The organism is Litoribacillus peritrichatus (assembly GCF_039537985.1).
GTDB classification, from domain to species: Bacteria; Pseudomonadota; Gammaproteobacteria; order Pseudomonadales; family Litoribrevibacteraceae; genus Litoribacillus; species Litoribacillus peritrichatus.
Window position 1 is genome coordinate 98,539 of sequence record NZ_BAABBN010000007.1, and the last position, 25,917, is coordinate 124,455.

The window sequence follows — 25,917 nt, forward strand, 5'->3', positions numbered from 1 at the left end:
GGAATGAACACAGTAACAAATGAAGAGCTTGAAAACTTTGTTGAGAGTGAAATATCTTCAGAAGCATTAGTTCACCTAAAAAGGCAGGCTATGGGTGGAGCGAATAATGCTAAAGGAAATCAGCATGAGCAATATTTTGCTGTTTATAAGATTGCTAAGTTCTACCAGATTGCTAAAAACGATGATATAGAAGTTTGCTCTCAGAGTTATGCTTTTGTAGATGATCTTGTTATTTTGAATCGAACAACTAGCTCAAAACATAGTTATCAGTTGAAAGACTCAAAAAGAGTTTATTGGAATGGGGGCAAAGGGATCGCTCCATATTTCAGGAAACAAAATCAGTTAGATAAAGAGCTTTATGATTTAGATAATTCAGAAGTGGTATTGGTTTTGGCTGATATCAATGTTTATAGAAGTAGATGTAAAGATATACCTTCAAGCATTTCTTCCTATACTCGTTGTATTAATTTTAAAAACCCTGATTCTGTTAATCAGATGTTGATGGAGAATCAAGATTTTAAAGCTGCAGTTGGTCGATTATGTGTCTCTTCTGAACAAATCGATAAACTAGAGGTAATTGTTCAACACTTGTTGGGTGCATGGAGTGCATTTGGACAAAAAAACGTCAAAATTTCTAGTATTATTAATAAAGCTAGAGAAGTTGCTAAACCAAACTTTTTTAAATCTGAAGTTGTTGATCCGGATGAAGCAAAGGAAATACCTTTAGAAGTCCTTGACAGTATTGAAGGTTTGAGTTATGAATTATGTGAGGGATTTCTTCACTATTCTTATAAAGATAGTTTTCAAGGACAGGTTAAGCCTCGAGTGGGCACAAATCAGTTTAAAGCTATTTGTAATGAAATCAGGATTAAGAAACCAACTAAAGCTATTGAACTTATTACGCTTCTTATGAGTACTGGAGAAAATCTATGAAACGTCCAGCGCTATCTAGAATCTATAAGAATCCAGATGATCATCATGCAAAAAGACTGTTAGATGAGTTATTAGGCTCTGATATAAGTGCTCCAGATTATCAAAGGTCTATGCTAAATATTGGTCGTCATTTGGGGAATGAATTAAAGCATAGTCTTGACAGAGATAAGACGTATTGTTTAGTTGTTACTGCTGAAGACGCCGATTTTCTTGCAAAAGGAATTGTTGAGTCTTTAGAGGATTATACTAAGGCGCTGTATTTGACTTGTTTTTGGAATGAACGATCTGAAGTAAATGGGTCTAGTGTTGCTCCAATATACAATACGTATTTTGAAAACGGATATGACTCAGCTGATGAACTTATTGTTATAAAGTCGATTATATCGGGCTCTTGTGTAGTTAAAACAAATATCACTGCTTTATATGATAAAATTCAACCTGCGGCGATACATGTTGTTGCTCCTGTTATGCATACACAGTCTGAGCAAAAACTTAAGCTACAGTTTCCTAATAAGATAGCCAACTTATTGGACTTCACTTTTCTGGCGAAAGATAGTGAAAGAACTTCAGATAATGAAGTTCTTCCTGGGATTGGTGGTGATGTGTATAAGAGGTTGGGCTTTAAGAACCAGCAGGATAAGAACACGTTTATCCCTAATATAATCCAGCAAAAAATATTCGCATCTTGCTAAGTATTCGATGAGGTTTTTCCTCATCGAGTAATTCAATAATTCTCTTTGTAATCTTCAAAAGTCGAAAAGATGTGGCTTTAGGAGAAAGATTAAAATACGCTACCGAACAGGCAAAAAAATCTGCCGAAGACCTCTTTAAAAAGAAGCCTATAGAGATTCAACAGGAACTTGTGAAAGAGGTTGTGTTAGGTAACGTTGAAAATTTAGCAAAGCCGGATAACAAATCTGAGTAGTGCTTTTATAGTAAGTCCACTCAATTTACTCCTCCCCCGAACTCTCCATCTTCTTCAGCCGCTTACTCAATGCTGGCTGGGATATTCCAATCAGTGAACAAGCGATCGACTGGTTGCCTTCGGCACGACGCATGGCTTCTTGTGCCAGTAAATCAGAGACTTCCGACATTTGCGGCAAAGGTTCATCGGGGTTGAATACATTTTGATGAACGCTTTCGGCTGAAGAGGCGGCAGGAGCAGTTCCATCGCTGGTAGCGTCGATGGCTTTTTTGAAGGCGTTCATCGAGAGCATTCGGGATTTATGCAGGCTCATGGCATCAAACGCCATGGCTCGTAATTCACGGACGTTGCCCGGGAAGCTGTAGTTCTTTAACAACACCTGCAATTCTTTAGGAATGCTGGGTTTGTTTTTTTCCAGTTCGTTGGCGGCTTCGCTGAGGAAGTGCTCCAGCAATAGCGGAATGTCGTTTTGGCGTTGGCGCAGTGCCGGAATTTCCACATGATGGGTTCGCAGGCGATAGTAAAGATCTTTACGGAATTCGCCGCTGGTTTGCTTGTTGGTCAGATTTTGATGAGTGGCGACGATTACTCGGGCTGATAAAGTTTTTGGTTTATCGCTGCCCAGTGGGAAGTAATCACCTTCTTGCAAAAGTCTTAATAACTTCACTTGAGAGGCCATGCTCAAGTCGCCAATTTCATCCAAAAACAGGGTGCCGCCCGCCGCTTGTTCAATCAAGCCGGGGCGTGCGCGATCGGCGCCGGTAAAGGCGCCTTTTTGGTGACCGAATAGGGTATCGGAGAAAACGTTATCGTCGAGGCCTGCGACGTTGACGGTGATCAGTGGGCCGGTTTGTTTGCTGAGGGCATGAGCCGCTTTGGCAAACAGTTCTTTACCTACGCCGCTTTCGCCAGTGATTAATAAAGGTTGTTGGCTGGCGGCGATGGATTCCAGGTACTGGAAAACCGAGCGCATGCCCTGATCGGCGGTGATGATGTTTTCAAAAACCTCCGGGTTTTCCAGAGTGTTATTCAGAAATCGTTTACTGAGTTCCTGGTTCTCATGTCTGAGTTCTAATACTTTGATGGCCCGGTTGATGCCTTCGACCAAACGATCTTCTTCGGTGGTTTTGACGAAGTAATCAAATGCACCAAGGTGCAGGCAATCTACTGCGGTTTTCACCTGATTTAGCCCGCTTAGCATGATGACGCTGATTTCCGGGTGTTCTTCGACAATCTGTTCGAGCAGCTGATCGCCAGACAGATTAGGCATGGTGAGGTCAAGAATCACCAGCCCGATGTGTTCACGCTTGAGTATGTCCATCACCATGAGGCTGTCTTCACAGCGGTGAATGTTATTTATGCCGCTGCGTCGTTCCAGCATCATACTCAGGCTACGAAGAAAGGGCGCTTCGTCGTCTACCAGTAATACGCCAAAGGAAGGGAAAATGTTGTTGGTCATGGTGCGTTCAATTCCTGTTCGCTTTGGTTATCTAATGGCTAAATTATTCAATGGGTAAGGATAAGGTAACTGTGGTGCCTTCGCCGCACTTTGAGTCGAAGGTTAGCGTACCTCCGTGCTCCCGAACAATCCCTGATGACACCGAAAGGCCCAAACCTGTGCCGCCGGTTTCTCGTTTGGTGGTGAAAAACGGGTCACTCAGCGAGGAAATGTTTTCTGGTGGGATACCACAGCCTTGGTCGGACACTTTTAAGATTAACTGATTTGAACTTTCACGGTAATAGGTCTTCAATTCAATTTTCTGAGATTTATGTTCAAGTGCCTGACAGGCATTGACCAGCAGGTTGATGATAACTTGTTCAATGCGTTGTGCGTTGCCTTTAAAGGTTGGCAGTTTGTTACCCAGTCGGGCGCTGAAGTCTTCTGTCGATTTACGTAGGGTATTATCCACCAATCGTATAGCAGTGGTGGTGATGGCGTTTAAGTCGATCACTTCTTTGATGGTGGATGTGTCTTGTCGGGAGAAATCGCCCAAGTCGTCGACAATGCGCTTGATGCGTTCAACACCGGCGAACATTTCATCCAGCATGGCCGGGATTTCTTCGCGCATTCGTGAGTAGCTTAAGCCGCCTAAGTCGAAGTCGCCATGGGCTTGGTAATGTTCTTCCAGTACTGTTAAGGCGTCCTGATAGGAGTCTTTTAATATCGGGATATTGAGCATCAACAAGCCACAGGGGTTGTTAATCTCATGAGCCACGCCGGATACCAGTATGCCCAGAGACGTCATTTTATCTGCTTGAATTAATTGCTGTTGGCGAAGTTCCAGTTCTTTGGAACGGCGCTCTACTTCTTTGGCTAACGCCCGGTTCCAAAATACGATCACCAAAAAAATGGCCAGGATAATGACGGATAGGGTGATGAAGGCAGTACCGAATTTACGCCACGGAAACCTTTGCTCTTCCAGTGGCCCTAACCATTTGTCGTAGATTTCCTGATATCGGCCGGTATTTTTGAGGATCGCCAGCCCTTCGCTGAACTGAGCCAGTAATGACTCGTTGCCTTTCTGAACGGCGTAGCCGTATTTTTGTGCTTCAAAGGCTTTACCGGAGAGAACGATGTCGGAGATCCCAAGTTTTTGGCTGAGGTACAAGCTGGGTAAATTGGCAACCAGGGCATAATCGTGTTTGCCGGACGCCAGTAACCGGATGGCGTCGGCGTGGGTGTCCACCAACACCAGTTTGGCGCCTATGTGGTTGTCCAGCAGGTAATCGTGCATTACGCCTTGGCGCTGAACCACCACCGACTTGCCTTTTAAATCGGAGATATCGTTGATGACCGGGTTGCCCTTGCGGGTGAAAATGGATTGATGAACAAAGGCATGGGCTGGCGAAAAGGTGTATTTTTGCGCTCGTTCTTCGGTGTAGGAGATCCCTTGCAGAATATCGATGTCGCCATCTTCCAGTGCTTGGCGCATGGTGCCCCAATCGCTCAACTGGAAGTTGACTTTGATGCCCATCACTTCGGCAATGGCTTGAGTCAGTTCGACGTTGTAGCCGGTGGGAGCGCCATCTTCATCCAGAAACTCATAGGGCGGATAGTTGAGATCGCCACCCACTTGAATGACTTTATTCGGGTCTTTGATATCAGCCAGGCTGAGTTCAGAGAGGAATAACAAGCTGGCTGCCAGGCTGCAGACGATGGCCTTAATCATGGGCATTTGCGCTCTGTTTTTGTTGGTCGGCCGCTTTTGTCTCAAATCGGGCCTGCAGAGATTGCCATAATTTCTCGGTGTTCGGAGACAGATCCCGGTTACAGCGATACAGCCAGATGTCCAGAGGAATGTGCCAGGCATCACCGCCGCAGATCATAAGGTTGCCTTGTTCCAGTTCTCTTTCTACTGAATATGCCGGTACCCAAGCGATGCCCAAGCCTTGCATGGCCATCATTTTCAGGCTGTCGGCCATCGATGACTCAACGGTCTTTTTCAAGGGCGTGGCATGTTGGCTCAACAGACGTTTCACCTGTCGGCCCAGAAAAATGTCTTCCGGATACGCTAAATAAGGAAGTGTTGTCTCGTTTCCCTGATTGGGTGGCGTTTCGAGTGAAAATAAAGGCTTCCCCTCGTCATTGGGAATAGAAACCGGGATCAGGGATTCAGTAGCCAGAGCAAACCCGATAAAGTTTTGGGATTCTGAATGTTGGCCGCCGTAGGCAATCAGAAAATCGCATATGCCGTTCTTCAGTGCCTGGAAACTGTCATCGACGTTGGCAACCAGTTGACGGGTATGGGTATTACTTAATTCCGATTGCAGGGATTGAATAAAGCTGGGAAAAAAAGACAAAGATAAGGTGTGTGACACCGCAAAATCGACGACCTGATGACGGGCACTGAGCGCTTGTATGTGGTCAATGCTGGCGTTGAGCTGGTCCAGGGTGTTGCTGGCGCTGATCTTAAATAACTGGCCTTCGGCGGTGAGTTGAACCGGGGTGTGATTACGGTCGACTAAATGACAGCCGATGGCGGTTTCCAGTGCCCGAATTCTTCGACTAAAGGCCGGTTGAGTGACGTGCCGTTCTTCCGCTGCTTTTGAAAAATTTTGAGTGGCAGCCAGTGATAAAAAATCTTCCAGCCATTTCGTTTCTATGTTCATGGATTGGTGTACAGCTCGGTTGTTTTTGTTATGACACGGATAATTCTAAACCAAATTTGCTCGTGTCCTATGAAATATTGAACGTATGCATTTAAAGAATGGCTTATGCGTACTGTGGATAAGTTATCTATTACTATGATTTTATTCATTTTTATTGTGATTATTGATTTTGTGCATGGCCCTTGTTGATTCGGCATTGGTGTTGTGTGTTTTCAGTTTATATCTTGTGGATAAACCAACTTTAACGAACAGCAACCAATCAATGGCAAACGCAACAAGGATTCAGACTATGAACAATAAAGTGGGGATATTGGGCGGTATGGGGCCGTTGGCCACAGTGGACTTCATCCAAAAAATCATTGCTAACACCCCGGCACAAAGTGATCAGGATCATATTCCGCTGCTCATTCATTCCGTACCCCAGATTCCCGATCGGACGGCCTGTTTAATGGATGGTTCTGCTTCGCCGTTGCCTGCGTTAAAAATGGGCTTGGAAACGCTTGTTCAAGGCGGTGTGGGGTGCATTGCGATTCCTTGCAATACCGCACATTACTGGCATGAGGCGTTAGCCAAGGCGACGCAAACCGAAGTATTACACATTGCCAGAGTGTGTGCCGAGCAGATAGCAGGGGGTTCCGGTGTTCGTCGGGTTGGTTTGTTGGCGACGGACGGCACCTTAAAAGCCGGATTTTATGAACGGGAGTTGGCTCAATACGGGCTGACGTGTGCATTCCCGGCCGATGATGTACAGAAGTCGGTGATGGAGGGCATCTATCAGGTTAAATCCGGCAAGGTCACAGAGGGGGCTGCTTACTTAGAAGCTGCAGTGCAGAACCTGTTGGAACAGGGGGCTGAACGCGTCATTTTAGGCTGTACCGAAATTCCGTTGGCACTTGAACAAATTCACTCACCGTTATTGCCTTTCGGCGTAGACGCCACTGGCGCGCTTGCTGAAGCCTGTGTTGCTTGGTATTTGGCTCAAAAGCAGCCATTGGCTGCATAAGTTTCTACTGACCCCTCGTTAGTTTGGCGCTCTTGGAGCGCCTTTTTTATGCCTAGCTGGTTTACCTTTTGCCCGTCGGTATAGGTCTGTGAATTATTTTTCTGAATGATGCCTGAGAACGACTTGAAGAAAGGGGTATAACCTGTTGAAAGGTTATAACTTTGGTGGCTTCAGCTTAACGTATTGAAATGAATAGAAAAGTTGTGGTTTTGGCCGATCCTCAAGCAAAAAAACAAGCTGTAGGTTATACCCCTTTGAATGCCGTTGTTTTTCATGTGAATGGCTTAAATATCTTTTAAATCAGCTGGTTATATCTGTTTTGTCGGTTTGGCATCCAAATTGCGATATCTCCTCAGGGATTCGGCTTTTGGTAAGGACGAATTCTTTACGGCTTTTGGTTCCCGCAAACCGGTGAACGAAAACGGTTAATGCCCTTGGTTAATTAAAAATAAAGATTAGGTGCCGAGTGATGAGTACGACATACGCGATGAACATGACATCCCCTTTCCGAAAGGAAAAAGACCTTTTGGGTGACGCTATGGTGCCTGGGGAGGCTTATTACGGTATCCAGACTCATCGAGCGACGCAGAACTTCGATTTGAGCGGCGTGCCTTTAAGCCATTTTCCGCAATTGGTACGCGCGCTTGCCATGGTAAAACTGGCCGCAGCCAGAGCCAACAACCAGTTGGGTTTGTTGGAGGAACCGAAAACCAAGGCCATTGAAGCGGCAGTAGCTAAGTTACTTGAAGGTTATTGTCACGATCAGTTTGTGGTCGACATGATACAAGGTGGCGCAGGGACTTCCACCAATATGAACGCTAACGAAGTCATCGCTAATGTTGCGCTGGAACACATGGGCCACGCAAAAGGAGACTACCAACATCTGCATCCGAATAACGATGTGAACATGTCTCAATCCACCAACGATGCCTATCCAACCGCTGTACGCCTGTCGATTTTGTTGAGTCATGGTGATGTGGTCAATGCCCTGGCTTCTTTGCAGCAAGCCTTCCTGAAAAAAGCGGATGAATTTAAACATATTTTGAAAATGGGCCGGACTCAGTTGCAGGATGCGGTGCCAATGACCTTAGGGCAGGAATTTAATTCGTTTGCGACCACGTTGGGTGAGGACATTGATCGGGTAGCCGGTCTTTCAGAGTTGCTTAAAGAAGTGAATTTGGGTGGCACCGCCATTGGCACTGGGATCAATACTGACCCGGAATACGCCAAATTGGCCGTTGAACAATTGTCTGAAATCAGTGGCATTCAATTTAAATCGGCGTCTGACTTGGTGGAAGCCAGCTCGGATATGGGCGCGTTTGTGTTGTTCTCTTCCATGCTGAAGCGGTTAGCGGTCAAACTTTCCAAAATTTCCAACGATTTACGTTTGCTGAGCATGGGCCCTCGTTGTGGCCTGAGTGAAATTAATTTACCTGCGCAGCAGCCGGGCAGTTCAATCATGCCGGGCAAGATTAATCCGGTGATTCCGGAAGCGGTCAATCAGGTGGCGTATCAGGTGATTGGTAACGATATGGCGGTGACCATGGCGGCCGAAGCGGGTCAGTTGCAGTTAAATGCCATGGAGCCATTGATTGCCTACAACGTGCTGGAATCCATCCGCATGTTATCCCGAGCAATGCACATGCTTGAAACGCGCTGTATTACCGGCATTACCGCCAATGAGGAACATTGTCAGCACATGGTCGACCAGAGCATTGGCAGTATTACCGCAGTGAGTCCTTACATCGGCTATGAAAACGCTACCCGTATTGCAAAAGAAGCTTTGGCCAGTGGTCGGGGCGTGCTGGAACTGATCCGTGAAGAAGCACTATTAAAACCGGAAGTGCTCGATCAAATTTTAAAACCTGAAAACATGATCAGACCTCAGCGCTGGCTGCGTTGAGGCTGATTATTTCTGAAACCAGAACGGTTGAACAAATTCAAATCGCTCTTCGGGATGAGATGGCTCAGACCAATGCAAACTCAGAGAGTATTTGAACTTGTTCAATGAATTACACCAACCCACTACAACAACTATAGGGTGATGTTATGCAACCATCATTGACGAATGAAAGTAACAAGGGAATTTGGGGCCGACTGGCCTTATGGAAGAAAATCCTGATTGGTATGACGCTCGGTATCATTGCCGGTGCGATTCTTGGCCCCGATGCGGAAGTGTTAAAACCGATTGGTACTTTGTTTATTCACGCGATTAAGATGCTGATTGTTCCTTTGGTTTTCTGTTCGTTGATTGTGGGTGTGACCTCCATGCAGGACACCCGGAAAATGGGCCGTATCGGTTTAAAATCGGTCTTCATTTACCTCGGTACCACGGCTGTGGCAATCACCATCGGTATGGTGCTGGCGACGCTATTAACGCCGGGCGATGGCTTGAACATGGTGGCCAGTGCCGCAGCCGATGAAGGCAAGAGCGCGCCATCGCTGGTGGATACCATCATCAATCTTGTGCCTAAGAATCCGGTGGATGCTTTGGCTGCAGGTAATATTCTGCAAATCATCGTATTTGCTTTAGGTTTGGGTATTTCATTCAATCTGGTGGGTGAAAAAGCCAGGCCTGCCGTGGCTGTGTTTGAAAGCCTGGCGGAAGCCATGTACAAGCTGACAGAGCTTGTTATGAAATTTGCACCGTACGGTATTTTCGGTTTGATGGCCTGGGTATCCGGCAAGTACGGTCTGGACATCCTAATGCCGTTGATCAAAGTGATTGCCGTGGCTTACATCGGCAGCATCATTCATGTGGTGGTGGTTTACAGTGGCATCATCAGTGTGTTTGCTCAGTTGAATCCAATCCGTTACTTAAAAGCCTTGGTTAATCCTGCCGCTGTTGCATTCACTACAACAAGCAGTTCTGGCACGTTACCGGCAACCATCAAATGCGCTCGTGAAGAAATGGGCGTTTCAAAAGGCATTTCCAGTTTTGTGCTTCCTTTAGGTGCAACCATCAATATGGATGGCACGGCTTTGTACCAGGGTGTGACGGCATTGTTTGTGGCTCAGGCGTTTGGTGTGGATTTGGGCATGGCGGAATATGTGACCATCATTCTTACCGCGACTTTGGCGTCGATTGGTACGGCGGGCGTGCCTGGCGCAGGTCTGATCATGTTGTCTTTGGTCTTAACCACCGTTGGTTTGCCGATGGAAGGTTTGGCGATCATCGCTGGTATTGACCGAATTCTGGATATGGCGCGCACCAGTGTCAACGTGTGTGGTGACTTGATGGTGTCTGTTCTGGTTGGCAAGAGTGAAAACGAGCTGGATACCGCGATTTATAACAAGGAAGCACCTGCAACGACGGCGTTTGGCACTCAGAGCAGTCAGGCGTCTTATTCAAACGCAGACGCAGGTTAATTTGAGTTTGAAGTTGGCTTGAGTTTGAAGTTGAGGTGGCTTGGATTCAGTTAAGTCACCGCCTGCCGCGCCTGCAATGGGTGCGGTGTTATTTAAAAGTACTGTCTGCAAGCAGTACTTTTAAATAACACCTATAAGCAGCAATACCTAAGAACGTGTAAGAAATTACGTCCAAAAATAATACGCAACGATTTCAATAAGTACGATCCATTAGGAGAAGTAGATGCTAGATGATTCAGATCCGGTCGAAACACGCGAGTGGTTAGATTCCTTAGAGTCGGTAATGGAAACCCAGGGCATCAATCGCTCTAGCTATCTGTTAACCCGGTTATCCGAACGCGCAACGCGCGAAGGCACTCAGTTGCCTTATTCGATTACTACCCCGTATCGCAATACCATTCCTGTCAGCAAAGAAGCCCCCATGCCGGGCGACTTGTTCATGGAGCGCCGGATTCGTTCTTTGATTCGCTGGAATGCCTTGGCGATGGTGATTCGTGCCAATCAACGACCGGGCGATCTGGGTGGTCACATCTCTACTTTTTCTTCGATCGCGACATTGTATGACGTGGGATTCAATTATTTTTTCCATGCGGGGGATGAAACCCGTGATGCCGACCTGGTTTATATCCAGGGTCACACGGCGCCGGGTATCTATGCGCGTTCGTTCCTTGAAGGCCGCATCAGTGAAGAACAGATGGATAACTTCCGTAGCGAAGTGGATGGCAATGGCTTGTCGTCTTATCCACACCCTTGGTTGATGCCGGATTACTGGCAGTTCCCGACGGTTTCCATGGGGTTGGGGCCGTTACAGGCCATTTATCAGGCGCACGTGATGAAATACATGGAGAGTCGCGAACTGACCAATACCTCGGACCGTAAGGTCTGGTGTTTTGTGGGCGATGGCGAAACCGATGAACCGGAAACACTGGGCTCGATTGCGTTGGCCGGCCGGGAAAAACTCGACAACCTGATTTTCGTGGTGAACTGTAACTTGCAGCGTCTGGATGGCCCGGTACGAGGCAATGGCAAGATCATTCAGGAACTGGAAGGCGTCTTCCGTGGCGCGGGCTGGAACGTCATTAAAGTGGTTTGGGGTCGTCGTTGGGACCCGTTGTTCGAACAAGACAAAAACGGTGCCATGCAAAAAGCGATGGACGCCGTGGTGGATGGTGAGCTTCAGAACCTGAAGAGCAATGGCCCGGAATACATTCGTAAACAATTCTTTGGCAGTGATCCGGATTTGGCCAAGTTGACTGAAGGCCTGACGGATGAAGACATCGCGCAATTGAATCGTGGCGGTCATGACCCTTACAAGGTGTATGCGGCGTATCAGGCGGCGACCAAACACAAAGGCCAGCCAACGGTTATTCTGGCGCACACCATTAAAGGTTATGGCTTTGGCTCGGCCGGTGAAGCTCAAAATACCACCCACTCTTTGAAAAAACTGGATCAGGACACGTTGAAGTCGTTCCGTAATCGCTTCGGTATTCCGTTAAGCGACGAAGAGTTAAAAGAGGTGCCGTATTATCGTCCGGCGGAAGACAGCCCGGAAATGTTGTACATGAATAAACGTCGCCAACAGTTGGGCGGCTTTTATCCGAATCGACGGGCGCAAAGTCAGCCGTTGACCGTTCCTGAGCTGAGTGCGTTTGAAGGCCAACTGAAGGGCTCGGGCGATCGTGAAATTTCCACCACCATGGCATTCGTTCGATTGCTGTCGTCGTTAACCAAAGACAAGCGCATTGGTAAACGTGTTGTGCCGATTGTGCCGGATGAAGCACGTACCTTTGGGATGGAAGGCATGTTCCGCCAGTTGGGTATTTATACCGCAGAAGGCCAAAAGTACGTGCCCCACGACCGCGATCAGATGATGTATTACCGGGAGGACAAACAAGGGCAGATTCTGGAAGAAGGCATCAACGAAGCCGGAGCCATGTCGGCTTGGGCGGCGTGTGCGACTTCATACAGCACTCACGATTATCCGCTGGTGCCGTTTTACATTTTCTACTCCATGTTTGGTTTCCAACGCGTGGGCGACTTGGCCTGGGCGGCCGGTGACATGCAGGCGCGTGGCTTCCTAATGGGGGGAACGGCTGGTCGAACCACGCTGAATGGTGAAGGGTTACAGCATCAGGACGGCCACAGTCACATTCTGGCCGGAACGGTTCCGAATTGCGTGGCTTATGATCCTGCGTATGCGTATGAGCTGGCGGTGATTATTCAGGACGGTTTGCGACGCATGTACGGCGAGAATGAAAACGTGTTTTATTACCTCACCATCATGAATGAGAACTATCGCCAACCTGAAATGCCAGAGGGTGCAGAAGAAGGCATTATCAAAGGCATGTATCTGTTTGAGTCTGTGGAAGCGGACGCCGGAGACAAAGGTGAATCTGGTTTAAGAGTGCAATTGCTGGGGTCTGGCGCGATTCTCAATGAAGTACGTGCGGCTGCACAGTTATTAAAAGACGATTTTGGCATCAGCTCCGATGTATGGAGCGCAACCAGTTTTAATGAATTGGCGCGTGACGGTCAGCATGTTCGACGTTGGAACATGTTGCACCCGGACGAGCCTTCCAAAGAAGCGTACGTCACTGCTTGTCTGAAAGATCAGCAAGGGCCTGTGATTGCGTCGAGCGATTACATCAAGTTGTACGGTGAGCAGATTCGAGCTTATGTCCCCACAGACTATACCGTGTTGGGCACGGATGGCTTTGGACGAAGCGACACTCGACAAAAACTACGACGCTTTTTTGAAGTGGATCGTCATTATGTGGCCGTTGCAGCGCTTGAAGCGTTGGCTAATCGTAATGAAATTGAGATGTCGCGGGTACTTGATGCCATGCGTAAATACGACATTGACCGTAACTTGCCTAATCCGGTGAGTCGTTAAAGGTTTTGTGATCAATAAAAGGAGCTTGATATGAGTGTTGTTGAAATCAGGGTCCCTGACATTGGTGGCGGAACCGATGTTGAGGTCATTGAGATTAGTGTGGCGGTGGGTGATCGAGTTGAAATTGAAGACTCGGTGATTGTTCTGGAAACCGATAAGGCCACGATGGAAATACCTGCGACGGACGCAGGCGTTGTGATAAACATGATGGTCGCGGTTGGCGATAAGGTTTCGGAAGGCGATCTGATTCTAACGCTGGAAGCGGAAGCGGGCGGTGTTGCTGCTGTGTCTGAAGAACCGAAGGATGCAAAGGCGGATATTGAAGAGCCTGAGGACAATAAAGGCCTGGTGTCGACAGCGGAGGAGGAACCATTACCCGTTTCGATCACCACCGTTCGTGTACCTGATTTGGGCGGTGCGACTCAGGTCAGTGTCATTGAAGTGCCTGTTTCAGAAGGGGATTCGGTTAGCGAAGACGATTACTTGATTGTAGTGGAAACCGACAAGGCTTCGATGGAAATTCCCTCGCCATCGGCAGGCATGGTTTCCAAACTGTTGACCAAGGTTGGCGATGAGCTGAAAGAAGGCGATCCGATTGCGGAGTTAAGCATTACCATTGCTTCAGTAACCCCTTCGGTGTCGCCAAAGCCAGATGCTAGATCACTGAACACGGAGGTGGTTTCTGAAAAATCAGAGACGGCCAAGCGTGCGTCTCTAGCTCAAAACCAAGCCGGGCAATTAGACCAGTCGATTGCCGAGAGAGCCGCAAATGAACTGAATCAGACCTCAGGAAAAGCTCATGCAGGACCTGCGGTGCGTAAAATCGCGCGTGAGCTGGGTGTGGATCTGACGCAAGTGAAAGGCTCCGGGCCAAAACAGCGAATTGTCAAAGACGACGTTCAGGCGTTTGTTAAATCTCAGATGCAGAAAGTGCAAAGCGGCGCTTCGAATGTGGTTTCTGGTTCCGGCATCCCTGCGATCAAGTTACCAGACTTTAGTCAGTTCGGTGCGGTCGAACGTCAACCCATGAGCCGTATCCATAAGATCACCGCTGCGAACATGTCTGCCAATTGGTTGAACATTCCGCATGTCACTCAGTTTGATGAGGCGGACATCACCGAATTGGAAGCCTTTAGAAAACAACAGAAGAAAGTGGCGGAATTACGCAACGTCAAACTGACGCCGTTGCCGTTCATTCTGAAAGCCTGTGCGTATGCTTTGGCGCAATACCCTCAGTTCAATGTCTCGCTCGATATGGACAAAGAGGAACTGATTCAGAAATCCTACATCCATATTGGTTTTGCAGTGGATACGCCAGACGGACTGGTGGTGCCAGTGATCCGGGATGTGGATCAAAAGGGCATCTGGCAGTTAGCGGAAGAGTGCATGGCGTTAGCCAAGAAAGCCAAAGATAAGAAACTGCTACCGTCTGATATGCAAGGCGGTTGTTTTACCATTTCCAGTTTGGGCAGTGTTGGAGGAACAGCCTTCACCCCCATCGTAAACGCACCTGAAGTCGCAATTTTAGGGGTATCTAAAGCCGCGATGAAGCCGGTTTACGATGGCGAAGGTTTTGTTCCTCGCTTAATGTTGCCGTTGTCACTGTCTTACGACCACCGAGCCGTAAACGGTGCCGATGGCGCCAGGTTCACCTCGCTCTTGAGTGAGCTGCTGGGGGACATTCGAAACTTGGTTTTGTAACACTTTGAGGTTGTAACTCTTTAACGTTGTAAACTTATGAGTCAGAGAACAAAGCTCTGGCTCATAGTGCATTTCTTGTTCGCTCATCGTTTCATAATCCCCAATTCTTCAGAATATTTTTATACTCCTCGGTTTTCTTGAAAGCTTCTAAGGCCGCACTGATTTTTTGGATTTCTGCTTCTGGCGCGTCCACATTGGCTGCCAGATAATAGCCTCCTTTCGATATTTCACTGAACTCGTAGACTTTTTTGATGGTATAGAAGGGATTGTCACCTGCCTGTTTCACGATGTGGGCAGCGACGGCATCAGGCATTGGCCAGAGTTGAATTCGACCCGCCTTTAATTTTCGGTAATTTTTGAGGGCTGCGGTGTCGCCGCTGGTGCGTTGAAAATCAGAAAGCGCAAAGCCTTTACTCAGTAGGTAGGACTCTCGGGAATCGTCAATGATGGTGCCGATCTGATAGTTCTTCATGTCTTTCAAAGAACCTAGGTATATGTCTTTATTTTGAAGCGTGAACACCGAATGCACTGCTGGCACTATGACCCCAATCCAGCGGTAATCCTTTTCACGTTTTTCATTTCGACTGATGGAATAAACAAGTGAGTGTTTATTGTTTCTGGTGTTACTGAGTGTTCGTGCCCAAGGGTAGCTTTCGATTTTGTAGTCAATGCCTGCTTGTTTTAGAACGGCTTCAACCACCTCGGTGGATACGCCTTTGAAGGTTCTGTTTTCGGTGTAGTTGAAGGGAGGGAATTCTTCGGTGTGGACGGTGAACTCGGTTGCCTGGACGGATAAAGTCGCTGTTATCAGGGCACTGCACAATAAGATTTGATTCAGTATGTTCATTCGGTTTGTTTACGTCCTTGTTGAAAATGGTATAGAGATCACTTTTAGTTTAGACGCTGGATGAGGGTTGATGTGGATGCTTGGTTTTTATTTTTAGCATGAGTTCAGGACTGAACCTGACTAAGCATTGGATTCTTGGTTGGAGTATTAACGTGTTTTTGTTTATAACGGACACAAAATTAGGGTGAAACGCCTAATTATTTACTCAAGTATAATTGGTTACTTTTCATCATGTGAAACTCATGTTAGAGTAATTGCTCTAATTTAACAAAACATCAATGCTAGCGCAGTTTCACAGGTTTTCAGGAATGCTAAAAGGGTTTAAAAACATGCTATTTTCTCTTCAGGTAAAAGGTTACAAAGGCGTTATGAACGCACTTAAGGTGGCTGCGAAGGTTATTCCGATGCCAAAGCCAACTTTGTTCAGTGGTCCTGGTTCTTCGATAGAAATGTGCGAAGCCATTGCTCAAATGGGGACTCAGAACGTCCTGATCGTAACGGACGAAGTGCTGAACAAGCTGGGCATCCTGGATAACATCAAAAAATCTTTGGAAGAAAATGGCATTCGTTATGTGATTTATGATGGCGTTTTGCCTGACCCTACTTACGACCAGGTGGAAGCGGGTCTGGCGATGTACAAAGAAAATGGCTGTGAAGCGATCTTGGCCGTAGGTGGTGGTTCACCGATAGATGCTGCAAAAGTCATTGCCGCACGTGTCACCAATAATCGTCCAATTAAAAAGCTTTCCGGTTTCTTTAAAGTGTGGAAAGCACCAGCGCCATTCTTTGCTATTCCAACGACGGCGGGCACGGGTTCCGAAGTGACCATCGCTGCGGTGGTCTCTGATCCGGTGACACACCAGAAAACACCGTTGATGGACCCTAAGTTGGTGCCTATGATGGCCGCGCTGGATGCATCGCTGATGACAGGCCTTCCTGCTCATGTGACTTCTGCAACCGGTATGGATGCATTAACTCATGCGGTAGAAGCCTTTATTTCGAAAAATGCCAGCGCAGATACCGATAGCTACGCCATTGCTGCGACGCGCTTGATTATGCAAAATTTAGAAAAAGTGGTTGAGAAGGGTGATGACCTGGAAGGCCGCCAGAACATGGCTTTGGCTTCTTATTACGCCGGTTTGGCGTTCACCAAAGCGAGCCTGGGGTATGTGCACGCCATTTCACATAATTTCGGTGCCAAGTACGGTACGCCGCATGGCTTAGGTAATGCCATTGTGCTGCCTTACGTGCTGGATTATTCCAAGGAAGAAGCCAAAGAGCGTTTGGCTAAACTGGCGGAAGTCAGCGGTTTGGCGAAGGGCGGAGAGACGGATCTTCAGTTGGCTCAGAAGTTTATCGATCGTATTCGTGAAATGAATGCCAAGTTCGGTATCCCTGTTCATCTGGAAGCCTTGAAGAAAGAAGACATTCCGGCGATTGCGAAACTGGCATTGAAAGAAGCACACTTGAACTATCCTGTGCCTCGTTATATGGATCAGTCAACGTGTGAACAGTTTATCAGTCAGATGTTGGTTGCTTAAATCTTAGCGCAACTCAACATGAAAACGGGAGCTTAAAATGGCTCCCGTTTTTTGTGGTCGTAATGAAAACTTTTATAGAATTAAATAGAGTGATTGGTGTTAAACTCCTAAAATAAATATGCGTATAGAAAATCAATGATTCACGTGAAACTCCTAATCGAGTTCTCTAATAAAAACCGTTAGCAGCTTGAAAGATATACTGTTTATCTATGGCCGATATTGAATTAAGTGAACACCACCGTCGTCTTAAAACCGTTTTTGAGCGAGAGCTGGATGCACCGCTGAAGCGTTGGGATTTATTAGCAGAAAAGTTTTACCATCGCCAAATGGTTGCACAGGAACACTGGATACAGGCGGGCGAAGTTTGCAATGAACTGTGTTTCATTCTCGATGGGTTGTTGCGTGTTTATTATATTGATGGCGATGGTAATGAAGTGAATCAACACTTTTACCAGGCTAATGAAGTGATTGCGCCGATCAGTGCGATCATCAGCGACGAACCTTGCCAATACTACATTCAGGCGCTGGAGCCTGCGAAACTGATGTTGGCGGACTATAACCAGCTATATGAGCATGGCAGCGACAACCCTGAATGGCTGCGTTTGGAAATCAAAATGCTTCAACGAGTGTTTGTTAAAAATGCCCGTCACGAAGCACGTTTGTTATTGGGTAATGCAGAACAACGTTATAAGTGGTTTTGCAAAGAATACCCGGAATTGTTGGAACGTCTTCCGCAATATCACATTGCTTCTTTCCTGGGGATCACCCCGGTTTCTCTTTCTCGCCTCAGAAAGAAGGCGGAAGTAAAGTGATTATTTTCTAATCACTCAAGCCCTTTCAGACCTAAAAAATGTAACACTGTTCAGCTTTTCGTCATATAGCGTTTCAAATTATAGACTTTAATGGAGTTTGTTCTTAGTATGTTTGTTTTTTGAGCAAACATTTCTTTAAGGAATAAACCTATGGATTGGCGTCTTTCACTTCGCGCGCTTATATGCGGTACTCTGGTTTCGAGTGCAAGTTATGGTGCGGTAGTAGATAACAATAATACTAAACAAGTTAGTCCCAATGCGAAAAATGAACTTCCTAAGTTATTAGTCCGCTGGGAAGATAATGTCGTACGTAGCTCCCGAGTGCGCCCTTCTGGCGTCAGCATTAAGAAAACCTTTAACCATATTAAAAATGTTGAAGTGGTTGAAGTTCAAGCCGGAAAGACCCTTAAAGAAGCGCTCTCAGAATATGAGAAAATACCAGGCGTTGCCGTGGTTGAGCCAGACTATCGTGTTCATTCGATGTTGACCCCGTCCGATCTTGATTTTGGTTTATTGTGGGGGCTGGATAACGCCTCCAATACGGACATTAACGCTCCCCAAGCCTGGGATTTAACGACTGGTAGCCCAGAGGTTGTGGTTGCGGTGATTGACTCGGGGGTGGACTACACTCATGACGACTTAAAGGCCAATATGTGGCAAAACCCGAATGAAGTGCCTGACAACGGGATTGATGATGACAACAATGGTTACATTGATGACGTCTATGGTATCGATGCTGCAAACGACGACAGCGATCCTATGGACGATGATAACCATGGTACCCATGTATCGGGAACCATTGCGGCTGCTTTAAATAATGGTAAAGGGGTGGTGGGTGTTGCCCCTAATACCAAGATTATTGCTTGTAAATTTTTGGACTCTTTCGGTGGTGGTGACACCTCGGACGCCATTGAGTGCTTGAATTACCTGTATGACTTAAAAGTGAATCATGGGGTTAATATTGTAGCGACCAATAATTCCTGGGGTGGTGGGGGTTACAGTGAAATCCTGAAAGATGTTATTGACCAGCATAAAGATGCGGGGATGGTTTTTGTTGCGGCTGCGGGTAATGAAACCCGAAATATAGACATCGATCTAACTTACCCTGCAAGTTTCGATAATGAAAATATTATCTCGGTTGCCGCAATTGATGAGCAGAATCAGATCGCGGATTTTTCGAATTTCGGTATTGAGAATGTCGATATAGCTGCGCCTGGTGTCGATATTTATAGTACTTTACGAGATGGTCAGTATGGCTATATGAGTGGTACCTCTATGGCAGCACCACATGTAACGGGTGCCATCGCATTACTTGCTGCCCATTTACCTTCTGAGTCTGCGGATGTCTATCAGCGGTTAGTGACTCAGATGGGTGTTAGAGTCCCTGGTTTAAACGGTTTAGTGGCGCATAGCCAGCGTATGATTCTGTGGGGTGAAAATAATGATGGGCCTCTGAATTGTGAAGATAAAAAAGTCGTTCGGGTTCTGGAACCGGTCTCTCCCGATGGTGTCATTTTTGTAACCCCAAATGTGGACTTACCCTTGAAAGTCTCCGTTCATAATTGCGGTAAGCCGGTATTAGATCAGACCTTCTTAGCGAAGGTCGATGGTGAGAAAAGAGCCACCTTGGTAGATACTGGTACGGGGGCTGATGACGTTGCTGGTGACGGTATTTATCATGGCATGCTAAGTGTCGATTTCTTAGGGACTGCGGTACTAAGCTTTTCAGATGAGTCCGAAGCCGACTCTGGTGAGACTACTCCAAGCGAGGATGAATCCAATGAAACGATTGTTGGCGACATCGCAGGCGAGTTTATTATCAACAGTAACTATCGACCTAGTTTTACAGAAGTGCCGTATGAGTTCATAGAGGTTGAAGGTACTCCGCTAAGCTTAAGTCTAGATGACTTTGAACAGATAAATATCAATTTTCCAGTAAAGTGGCCGTGGGCAGATGAGAGCGAAATCTTTGTAGGCAGTAACGGCATAATAACTGCTGGCGCAGGTGTTAAGGAATATCATAATTCACCACTTCCTTATTCGTTGGTTAATCATGGTGTTATGCCTTTTTGGGATGACCTTGATCCGGCCGGCGGCAGTGTTACTTACAGTGTGATTGGCAATGCGCCGGATAGGCAATTAGTGGTTGATTACAAAGATGTTCAGTTATATGAGGTTGGTTCAGATTCACCGGAAGACCGGTTGACTTTTCAGGTAGTAATGTCTGAACGTACACCTGAAATTGTATTTAACTATAAAGACGTTGATGTTCCGTCAAATAGTGAATTGGGCGCAGGGAGTTCAGCAACCATTGGTTATCAGTACCAAAACATTGCGTCTGATCTTTCTTACAACAGTGCGCTTCTGTCCAGTGAAACCAGTTATAAAGTTTCGATAGGAGATATTAATATTGATGATTTCCCGGAAATATCAACGTTATCTGTGAGTGGCGTATATAGGCCGGGTTACCCGATCACTCTGGAGGTAGTAAGTTCAGCGGCCGAAGAGAATGCAGAAATTCAGTTGTCTGTTGATTTTGGTGAGGGCGAGTCAATTACGGTTCCGTCAGAAACTGCGAATTTATCACACATTTATGCCGAAGCAGGAACGTATAACATTGAAGTTTCTGCAACCTGGAACGATAAAAAAATATTCAGAACAGTGGTAGTGAATATTTTGGAATTGTCTCAATTTGAACAGGAATTAGTAAACAGTGAGCACCAAAGAACATTGGACATAGTGGCCAATGACCCTGAAAGCTATGGCCTCGACAGCCCGGAAACCCTGATCACAGCGACAAAAGAATCGATTGACGCTTTGGCTTCGGGTGGTACGTATTTGTTGGGGTCTTCGGAAGAAATCACAGACCTGACAGCGGTCTTTGCAAATGCCCACTTGGTTTGGACTTACACCGACGAGGGTGGCTTTTTAGGATGGTCACCTGATGCAGCGGTCAAAACTAAAATCTCGAACTCAGGGTATGACACACTGACGAAAATCGAAGCCGGTTCTGGTTTCTGGGTTAAAAAGTGAGGAGGCAGGTTATGAATAGATTATCCAAGCTTTCCATATCTGTCGCACTTTCAGCCTTGCTTATAGGCTGTGGCGGTGGAGGCGGCGGTGGTGGTGATGTCACCGTTGTGCCTTCCGAAGAAACCGAAATCAGTGGCTCTGCCAGTAAAGGTGTTATTGCCAATGGTAAAGTGACTATTTGGGCGGTGACGTCATCTGGTGAGTTAATTGAGTCGCCTATTGAAGAGTTTATTACGTCTGAAGAAGGTACTTTCTCAGGGCCGACCAACCTCTATCTGGGTCAAATGCTGTACATCGAGGTTAGAGGCTTACCCAGCGGTACAACTAAGATGTACTGTGACTATCCGAGCTGCGGTGTGTTCTCTGCCAATGTTGAGTCACTGTTGGGTGATGATGAAGAACATCCGGATACAAACAGTAATGGTCTGGTGGATTTTGGAGAGTGGTTTTTCATTGACGATACGACATTCATTTCTACCTATGCCAGGTTTAAAGGGCCAACAGCACCGATTAGGGTTAATCTATTGACGCACATGGTCAGTCAGTCGTTTACTTCTATTCCTTCGGGCAGTGACTTGAATGGTGCTTATGAAATTATTCAGAAAAAGCTGGGGTTGTCCGTCGAGCCGGATGAGATGCTGCCACTATTGGTCAAAACAGGAGAGTCACTGACACGGCCTCAAATCGTTGACAATATGTTGATGCAAGGCATGTTAACTGAACTGACAACCAACCCGAACATGAACTTTGCTATTGAAGAGTTGGTATCGTTTTACAAGGCCGATCCTACACTGGAGTCAAGCGCAGTGGCTTCATCTGCTATCAGTGCTTCTGCTATAGCATTGACTCAACGTTTGATCGACAGCGCCCCCAATAACGTCATCAGCGATGGGGTTAAATTTTCTGTGGCGGGTAATTTGGAAGACATAAATACTGCCTTTGCTGCAGAGGAAAAACGATTGACGGCAAGTGAGTTGCCCATGCTACCGCCTAATATCTTGTAACCCTGTTGTACTCATCCTGTAAGTAAATCACCAAAGGCCTCGTAAGAGGCCTTTGGTGTATTGAGGGCTTCTGAATCAGCTATAACGTCATTATGTACTGAACCAAATCGCTCACTTCTTCTGTATTATCCGCACACCAAGGGTGGGGCGCGGCTGGCATACCGATCGGTTCCGCTGTGCCCATTTCGTCCGGGCCAAACTCTGCACGCATTTTCTGATAATCCCAGTAATAATGATCTTCATCCCACTTCACCGTCGTGAAATACTTGTGGCGCTCAATGAACAGATTGCGCTTGTATCCTTTATCCAACTTAGTGAGATACTTTGATTTAGGAACTCGGAAAGAATCGCCACGTCGGTTTAAGTCGGGCTTGGTAATGGGTTGATCTACTGAACCAGGCTCAGGTCGAACCGGAGGGTGAAGGGTGTAATATTGTTGATACAGCTCTGAGCTTTCATCGCAACGAGCTGGGTCTACCAGGTCGGTCATGTTTCTGACGTGGCCGTCTGATAGCAGACCTCGGTTTTGTACCCAGTACATATCCCGTAAGAAAGTGGCCCTAATGGACTCGGTTTCTTTTTGATAGATGGTCGGCGAGAAGAAGCGACCCACTTTGTCCAGTCGAATCATTTGCTCATTGGTATTCGCGCCCAGGCCATCGCTATGGCAGCTACCACAGTCACGCTCGAAGGTGGCTTTGCCTCGTTCTACTGCAGCGGAAATTTTAGGATAAGATTTCCAGCCAGTGCCGAGAAATTCACCTTCTTGAAGCGAAGGGACTTGACGCGTTTTGGTGACTTCAAGGTCAGGTTGATCGACCCAGATGCCCAGCCAGTTTTTCTTGGGTGGTTGTGGCTCCATTACAGTATAGGTTTCTGTGGTCATGTCAGTGTTGGTCTGCTCTGCCAATAACCCTTTCTGACTTAGCCAGCGATAAAGGCCGATTTCTCTGAGTGTATTATCGTCTTTATCCAGTTGCGTCATATACGCGGTTAACTGCTCCAGTGGGGCTTTGCGCATAGCACCTTGGGCGCCATCCGGTTCTTCAGAGTGAATGTAAGACCCTTCAAAGCCCACATAGGATTCGGTGTGTGATAGCGAACGGCGAATGGCCATGTAGTTGGTCACGTTGGGGATGGCGATCGGGGAAAACTGATAATCGTTATCCGTATGGCTGCCTTCGCCATTGATTCGTACCATGTTGTGTTCACCTGCGCCGGAAGGCATATGATAAATCAACATATCTTTTGCAACTCGGGCATCGCCTTGCGCCCAGTCCGGGCCGGGTTCTTTTTCATAGATGCCTTTAAACTTCTTAAACAGGGTTTGTAACACGGTCCACTTCATCGACCACTCCGGGTTGGGTAAGCCAGGGAAGACCTTAGTGACTTGTTCGCCGGATGTGTCCTGATAAGAAATCTGATACCCGTGGCAGGACGCACAGTTGAAGCCAATGAACTCACCTGGTCCGGTATAGGGTGCGTTGCCTTCTGCGTATCGATAGCCGACCCAGCCCGTATCTTTGGTGTTTCCTTCAAATTTGGCGGGAGCTAATGTTAAGAAACCCGGAATGGGCGTTGGCATAGGGTATTTATCAAAGTAAACATCGTTAATGGCTTCGTCCGGAACCTGTCCTGGCACGGTTTTGTAAGCGCCGAAGAGTTCTCTTGGGTCGGCATAGCCGCCAGCGATGGGGTCAAAGGATTTGTATTTAAAGATGGCGGGCCAGTCCAGGTTTCGTACCCAATGGGCGACACCAATGTTGTAATCGTATGACCAGAAAATTTCACGGCCTTTTTGCACCAATTGTTGATAACTGGGGTTATCCACAGCAATCAAAATCGGCTCGCTGCTGACCGCCGGGCTTAATTTTGAGACAACATCGCATTGATGTTGAAAAGTATCGCTGATGATACGGGAAGTTTGTGCATCAATGACGTTATGCTTTTCCCCCGGATGGATGAGAGAGTCATTGGCGCCAATCCGTTTTTGAACCTGAACGATGAGCTTTCCTGACGTTGTATGGTCGGGCACCCGAAACTCAATGCGGTTCGGCTGCCAAAGTAAAATATTGGCAGGCCATGCATCCACTTGTTCTTCCGTCTCGTAGTTCACCTGATCCGCTGTCGACAGCTTTTGATCGAACATTCGTAGATCCGTTTCAAGAATTCGGGTATTGCCGATCATGATTTTACTGAAATCAATCTCCGTCCCTTGACCAAAGTCGGTTCCAGTGAGGGTGACTATGTCTCCGGGCTTTAACGTAGGCGTTTGGCCTCCGATTCGAGTCCAGGCCACGTCACCATTGATCATTAAGGTATCTATGATCGGTTGCTCCAAACCTTGTGCGGCCGAGTCCGCACGCAGTTGTTCTCTGGTTTGATCGGTTGAACATAGATCTTCCTGGTGAGGAAACTCGCCGGGTAAGGGGCTGAACGTTGCGTGGCTGTAACTGGCCAGTGCGGCAATGGCAACCGACAGCATGCCTTTTTTGTAGGTTTTCATTCGTATCTCCAATAGCAGTTATTATTTTTATTTGTGCATTCATTACCTTAGAGATTGGTTATTAATCAAACAATGTTCTGCATGGTCACGCCTTGATCTCTGATGCCATCCTCCAAATAAACAGTGATATATGTCTCAAGAGGCGTGAGTTGTCGTCCTATCCTAAGTGGAATCAGGTAACGGCTGGCTACACTCGTGATGAAACAGAGAAACCGAGGGATGTTATGAATAAGTTAATGATTGCGATCAGAAGCCTGGTAATAATGGCTTGTTTGACGGTGCCAATCGCCAGCTCAGCCGATCCTGTAACCCGGTTGTTTTGTGTGTTTGATCCGGTGGGTCATAAAGGACCGTTGTTTACCCTGATGAAAGAAGCGCAGGTGATTGCACTTGATTGGGGAATTCAGTTGGATATGACGGCGTACACCGATGAAGGTGTTGCCGAATACGACTTTCGGGCGAAGCAGTGTGATGCCGTATTGTTAACCGGAACACGGGCGAGAAACTTTAATAAATTTACCGGTTCGTTGGAGGCCATGGGCGCCATACCATCTACTCAGGCGATGCGGCTGGTGTTGCATACCCTGATGCAACCCAGAGCATATCCTTTGTTAGTGGAAAACGGAGTTGAGGTTGCGGGCATTTATCCTGCCGGTGCGATTTATCTGCTAACCCGCGATAAATCGATTAATCACGTCACCAAGCTTCAGGGGCAGCGTGTTGCAACACTGGAAAATGATAAGGCGTCCATGGCAATGGTGAGGCATGTGGGAGGTACGATAGTCAGCGCGACCTCGGCGACCTTTGCGGGTTTATTCAATAATGGCAGCGCGGATATCGCCTATGCGCCTTTGGTTGCGTTTGAACCACTGGAAATGGCGAAAGGCGTTGACCCGAACGGGGGCATTTTTAATTACGCCATTGCTCAAATGAATTTTCAGATGCTGATTCATCCCGAACGTTTTCCTCCGGGGTTTGGGCAAAAGGCACGAGAATTGGCCATTCCAAAGTTTGATGATGCGTTTGAGATAGTTGCCAAAGCAGAATCGAGAATCTCCGATAAATACTGGATTCAGCCAGAGGACGGTAATCGCATCTCTTATGACAATATGCTGAAAGAAGTTCGTTTGTCGTTAAGGGATGAGGGCGTTTACCACCCGAAGGCGCTGAAATTATTTAAAAGGATTCGCTGCAAGCAACAACCGAATGATGCAGACTGCTCTGACCCAAGGGAATAAAC

The 25,917-nt window shown here is 47.0% G+C and carries 18 protein-coding genes; 13 read left to right on the forward strand and 5 right to left on the reverse strand.

From position 1 onward, the window contains the following. The first annotated feature begins 3 nt into the window (after positions 1–3). The 3 genes from ABD744_RS10245 (at position 4) to ABD744_RS10255 (ending at position 1,858) form a co-directional block, all read left to right on the forward strand. Positions 4–933, forward strand: coding sequence for a hypothetical protein (locus ABD744_RS10245; protein ID WP_344798163.1), 930 nt, complete (start codon positions 4–6; stop codon positions 931–933). Further along, positions 930–1,625, forward strand: a complete 696-nt coding sequence (locus tag ABD744_RS10250) for a hypothetical protein (protein WP_344798165.1) — start codon at positions 930–932, stop codon at positions 1,623–1,625. Before ABD744_RS10245 ends, ABD744_RS10250 begins: the two co-directional genes overlap by 4 nt. A gap of 71 nt (positions 1,626–1,696) precedes the next feature. After that, positions 1,697–1,858, forward strand: a complete 162-nt coding sequence (locus ABD744_RS10255) for a hypothetical protein (protein ID WP_344798167.1) — start codon at positions 1,697–1,699, stop codon at positions 1,856–1,858. A 25-nt stretch (positions 1,859–1,883) separates the two neighbouring features. Here the strand turns inward: ABD744_RS10255 and ABD744_RS10260 are convergent, their stop codons facing one another. Genes ABD744_RS10260 through ABD744_RS10270 form a run of 3 tightly spaced genes read right to left on the reverse strand, consistent with a single transcriptional unit; the run spans position 1,884 to position 5,968 of the window. Then, the gene (locus ABD744_RS10260; protein ID WP_344798169.1) at positions 1,884–3,317 is read right to left on the reverse strand and encodes a sigma-54-dependent transcriptional regulator; all 1,434 of its coding nucleotides are present in this window, start codon (positions 3,315–3,317) and stop codon (positions 1,884–1,886) included. Between the two features lie 43 nt (positions 3,318–3,360). Next, entirely contained in the window at positions 3,361–5,034 is a 1,674-nt protein-coding gene (locus ABD744_RS10265) for a transporter substrate-binding domain-containing protein (protein WP_344798171.1), read from the reverse strand. Then, entirely contained in the window at positions 5,021–5,968 is a 948-nt protein-coding gene (locus tag ABD744_RS10270; RefSeq protein WP_344798173.1) for a LysR substrate-binding domain-containing protein, read from the reverse strand. The genes ABD744_RS10265 and ABD744_RS10270 overlap by 14 nt, the downstream gene beginning before the upstream one ends. A 289-nt stretch (positions 5,969–6,257) precedes the next feature. Between ABD744_RS10270 and cuyB the strand changes: the two genes are divergently transcribed. The 5 genes from cuyB to aceF all read left to right on the forward strand — a co-directional run bounded on the left by cuyB (position 6,258) and on the right by aceF (position 14,934). Then, positions 6,258–6,971, forward strand: a complete 714-nt coding sequence (gene cuyB / locus ABD744_RS10275; RefSeq protein ID WP_344798175.1) for a cysteate racemase — start codon at positions 6,258–6,260, stop codon at positions 6,969–6,971. A gap of 469 nt (positions 6,972–7,440) precedes the next feature. Beyond that, entirely contained in the window at positions 7,441–8,874 is a 1,434-nt protein-coding gene (locus ABD744_RS10280) for an aspartate ammonia-lyase (protein WP_344798177.1), read from the forward strand. Positions 8,875–9,020: 146 nt separating this feature from the next. Next, entirely contained in the window at positions 9,021–10,340 is a 1,320-nt protein-coding gene (locus tag ABD744_RS10285) for a dicarboxylate/amino acid:cation symporter (RefSeq protein WP_344798179.1), read from the forward strand. Between the two features lie 223 nt (positions 10,341–10,563). Further along, positions 10,564–13,233, forward strand: coding sequence for a pyruvate dehydrogenase (acetyl-transferring), homodimeric type (gene aceE, locus ABD744_RS10290; RefSeq protein WP_344798181.1), 2,670 nt, complete (start codon positions 10,564–10,566; stop codon positions 13,231–13,233). A 30-nt stretch (positions 13,234–13,263) separates the two neighbouring features. Beyond that, positions 13,264–14,934 (forward strand): dihydrolipoyllysine-residue acetyltransferase, encoded by a 1,671-nt coding sequence (gene aceF, locus ABD744_RS10295; RefSeq protein ID WP_344798183.1) that lies wholly within the window; start codon positions 13,264–13,266, stop codon positions 14,932–14,934. 91 nt (positions 14,935–15,025) lie between these two features. Here the strand turns inward: aceF and ABD744_RS10300 are convergent, their stop codons facing one another. Further along, the gene (locus ABD744_RS10300; RefSeq protein ID WP_344798185.1) at positions 15,026–15,781 is read right to left on the reverse strand and encodes a substrate-binding periplasmic protein; all 756 of its coding nucleotides are present in this window, start codon (positions 15,779–15,781) and stop codon (positions 15,026–15,028) included. 329 nt (positions 15,782–16,110) lie between these two features. On the opposite strand from ABD744_RS10300, the gene ABD744_RS10305 reads away from it, so the two are divergent. From ABD744_RS10305 to ABD744_RS10320, 4 genes are all read left to right on the forward strand, one after another. Continuing rightward, entirely contained in the window at positions 16,111–17,322 is a 1,212-nt protein-coding gene (locus ABD744_RS10305) for an iron-containing alcohol dehydrogenase (RefSeq protein WP_344798187.1), read from the forward strand. Between the two features lie 209 nt (positions 17,323–17,531). Further along, the gene (locus ABD744_RS10310; protein ID WP_344798189.1) at positions 17,532–18,134 is read left to right on the forward strand and encodes a Crp/Fnr family transcriptional regulator; all 603 of its coding nucleotides are present in this window, start codon (positions 17,532–17,534) and stop codon (positions 18,132–18,134) included. Positions 18,135–18,284: 150 nt separating this feature from the next. Then, complete coding sequence (locus tag ABD744_RS10315; RefSeq protein WP_344798191.1) at positions 18,285–21,167, forward strand: S8 family peptidase; 2,883 nt, start codon at positions 18,285–18,287, stop codon at positions 21,165–21,167. Positions 21,168–21,178: 11 nt separating this feature from the next. Next, a complete protein-coding gene (locus ABD744_RS10320) occupies positions 21,179–22,171 on the forward strand; it encodes a hypothetical protein (RefSeq protein ID WP_344798193.1) in 993 nt (330 codons plus the stop codon). 79 nt (positions 22,172–22,250) lie between these two features. On the opposite strand, the gene ABD744_RS10325 is transcribed toward ABD744_RS10320, so the two are convergent. Continuing rightward, complete coding sequence (locus ABD744_RS10325; protein WP_344798195.1) at positions 22,251–24,677, reverse strand: hypothetical protein; 2,427 nt, start codon at positions 24,675–24,677, stop codon at positions 22,251–22,253. A gap of 224 nt (positions 24,678–24,901) precedes the next feature. Between ABD744_RS10325 and ABD744_RS10330 the strand changes: the two genes are divergently transcribed. Next, a complete protein-coding gene (locus ABD744_RS10330) occupies positions 24,902–25,915 on the forward strand; it encodes a putative solute-binding protein (RefSeq protein ID WP_344798197.1) in 1,014 nt (337 codons plus the stop codon). Positions 25,916–25,917 lie beyond the last annotated feature (2 nt).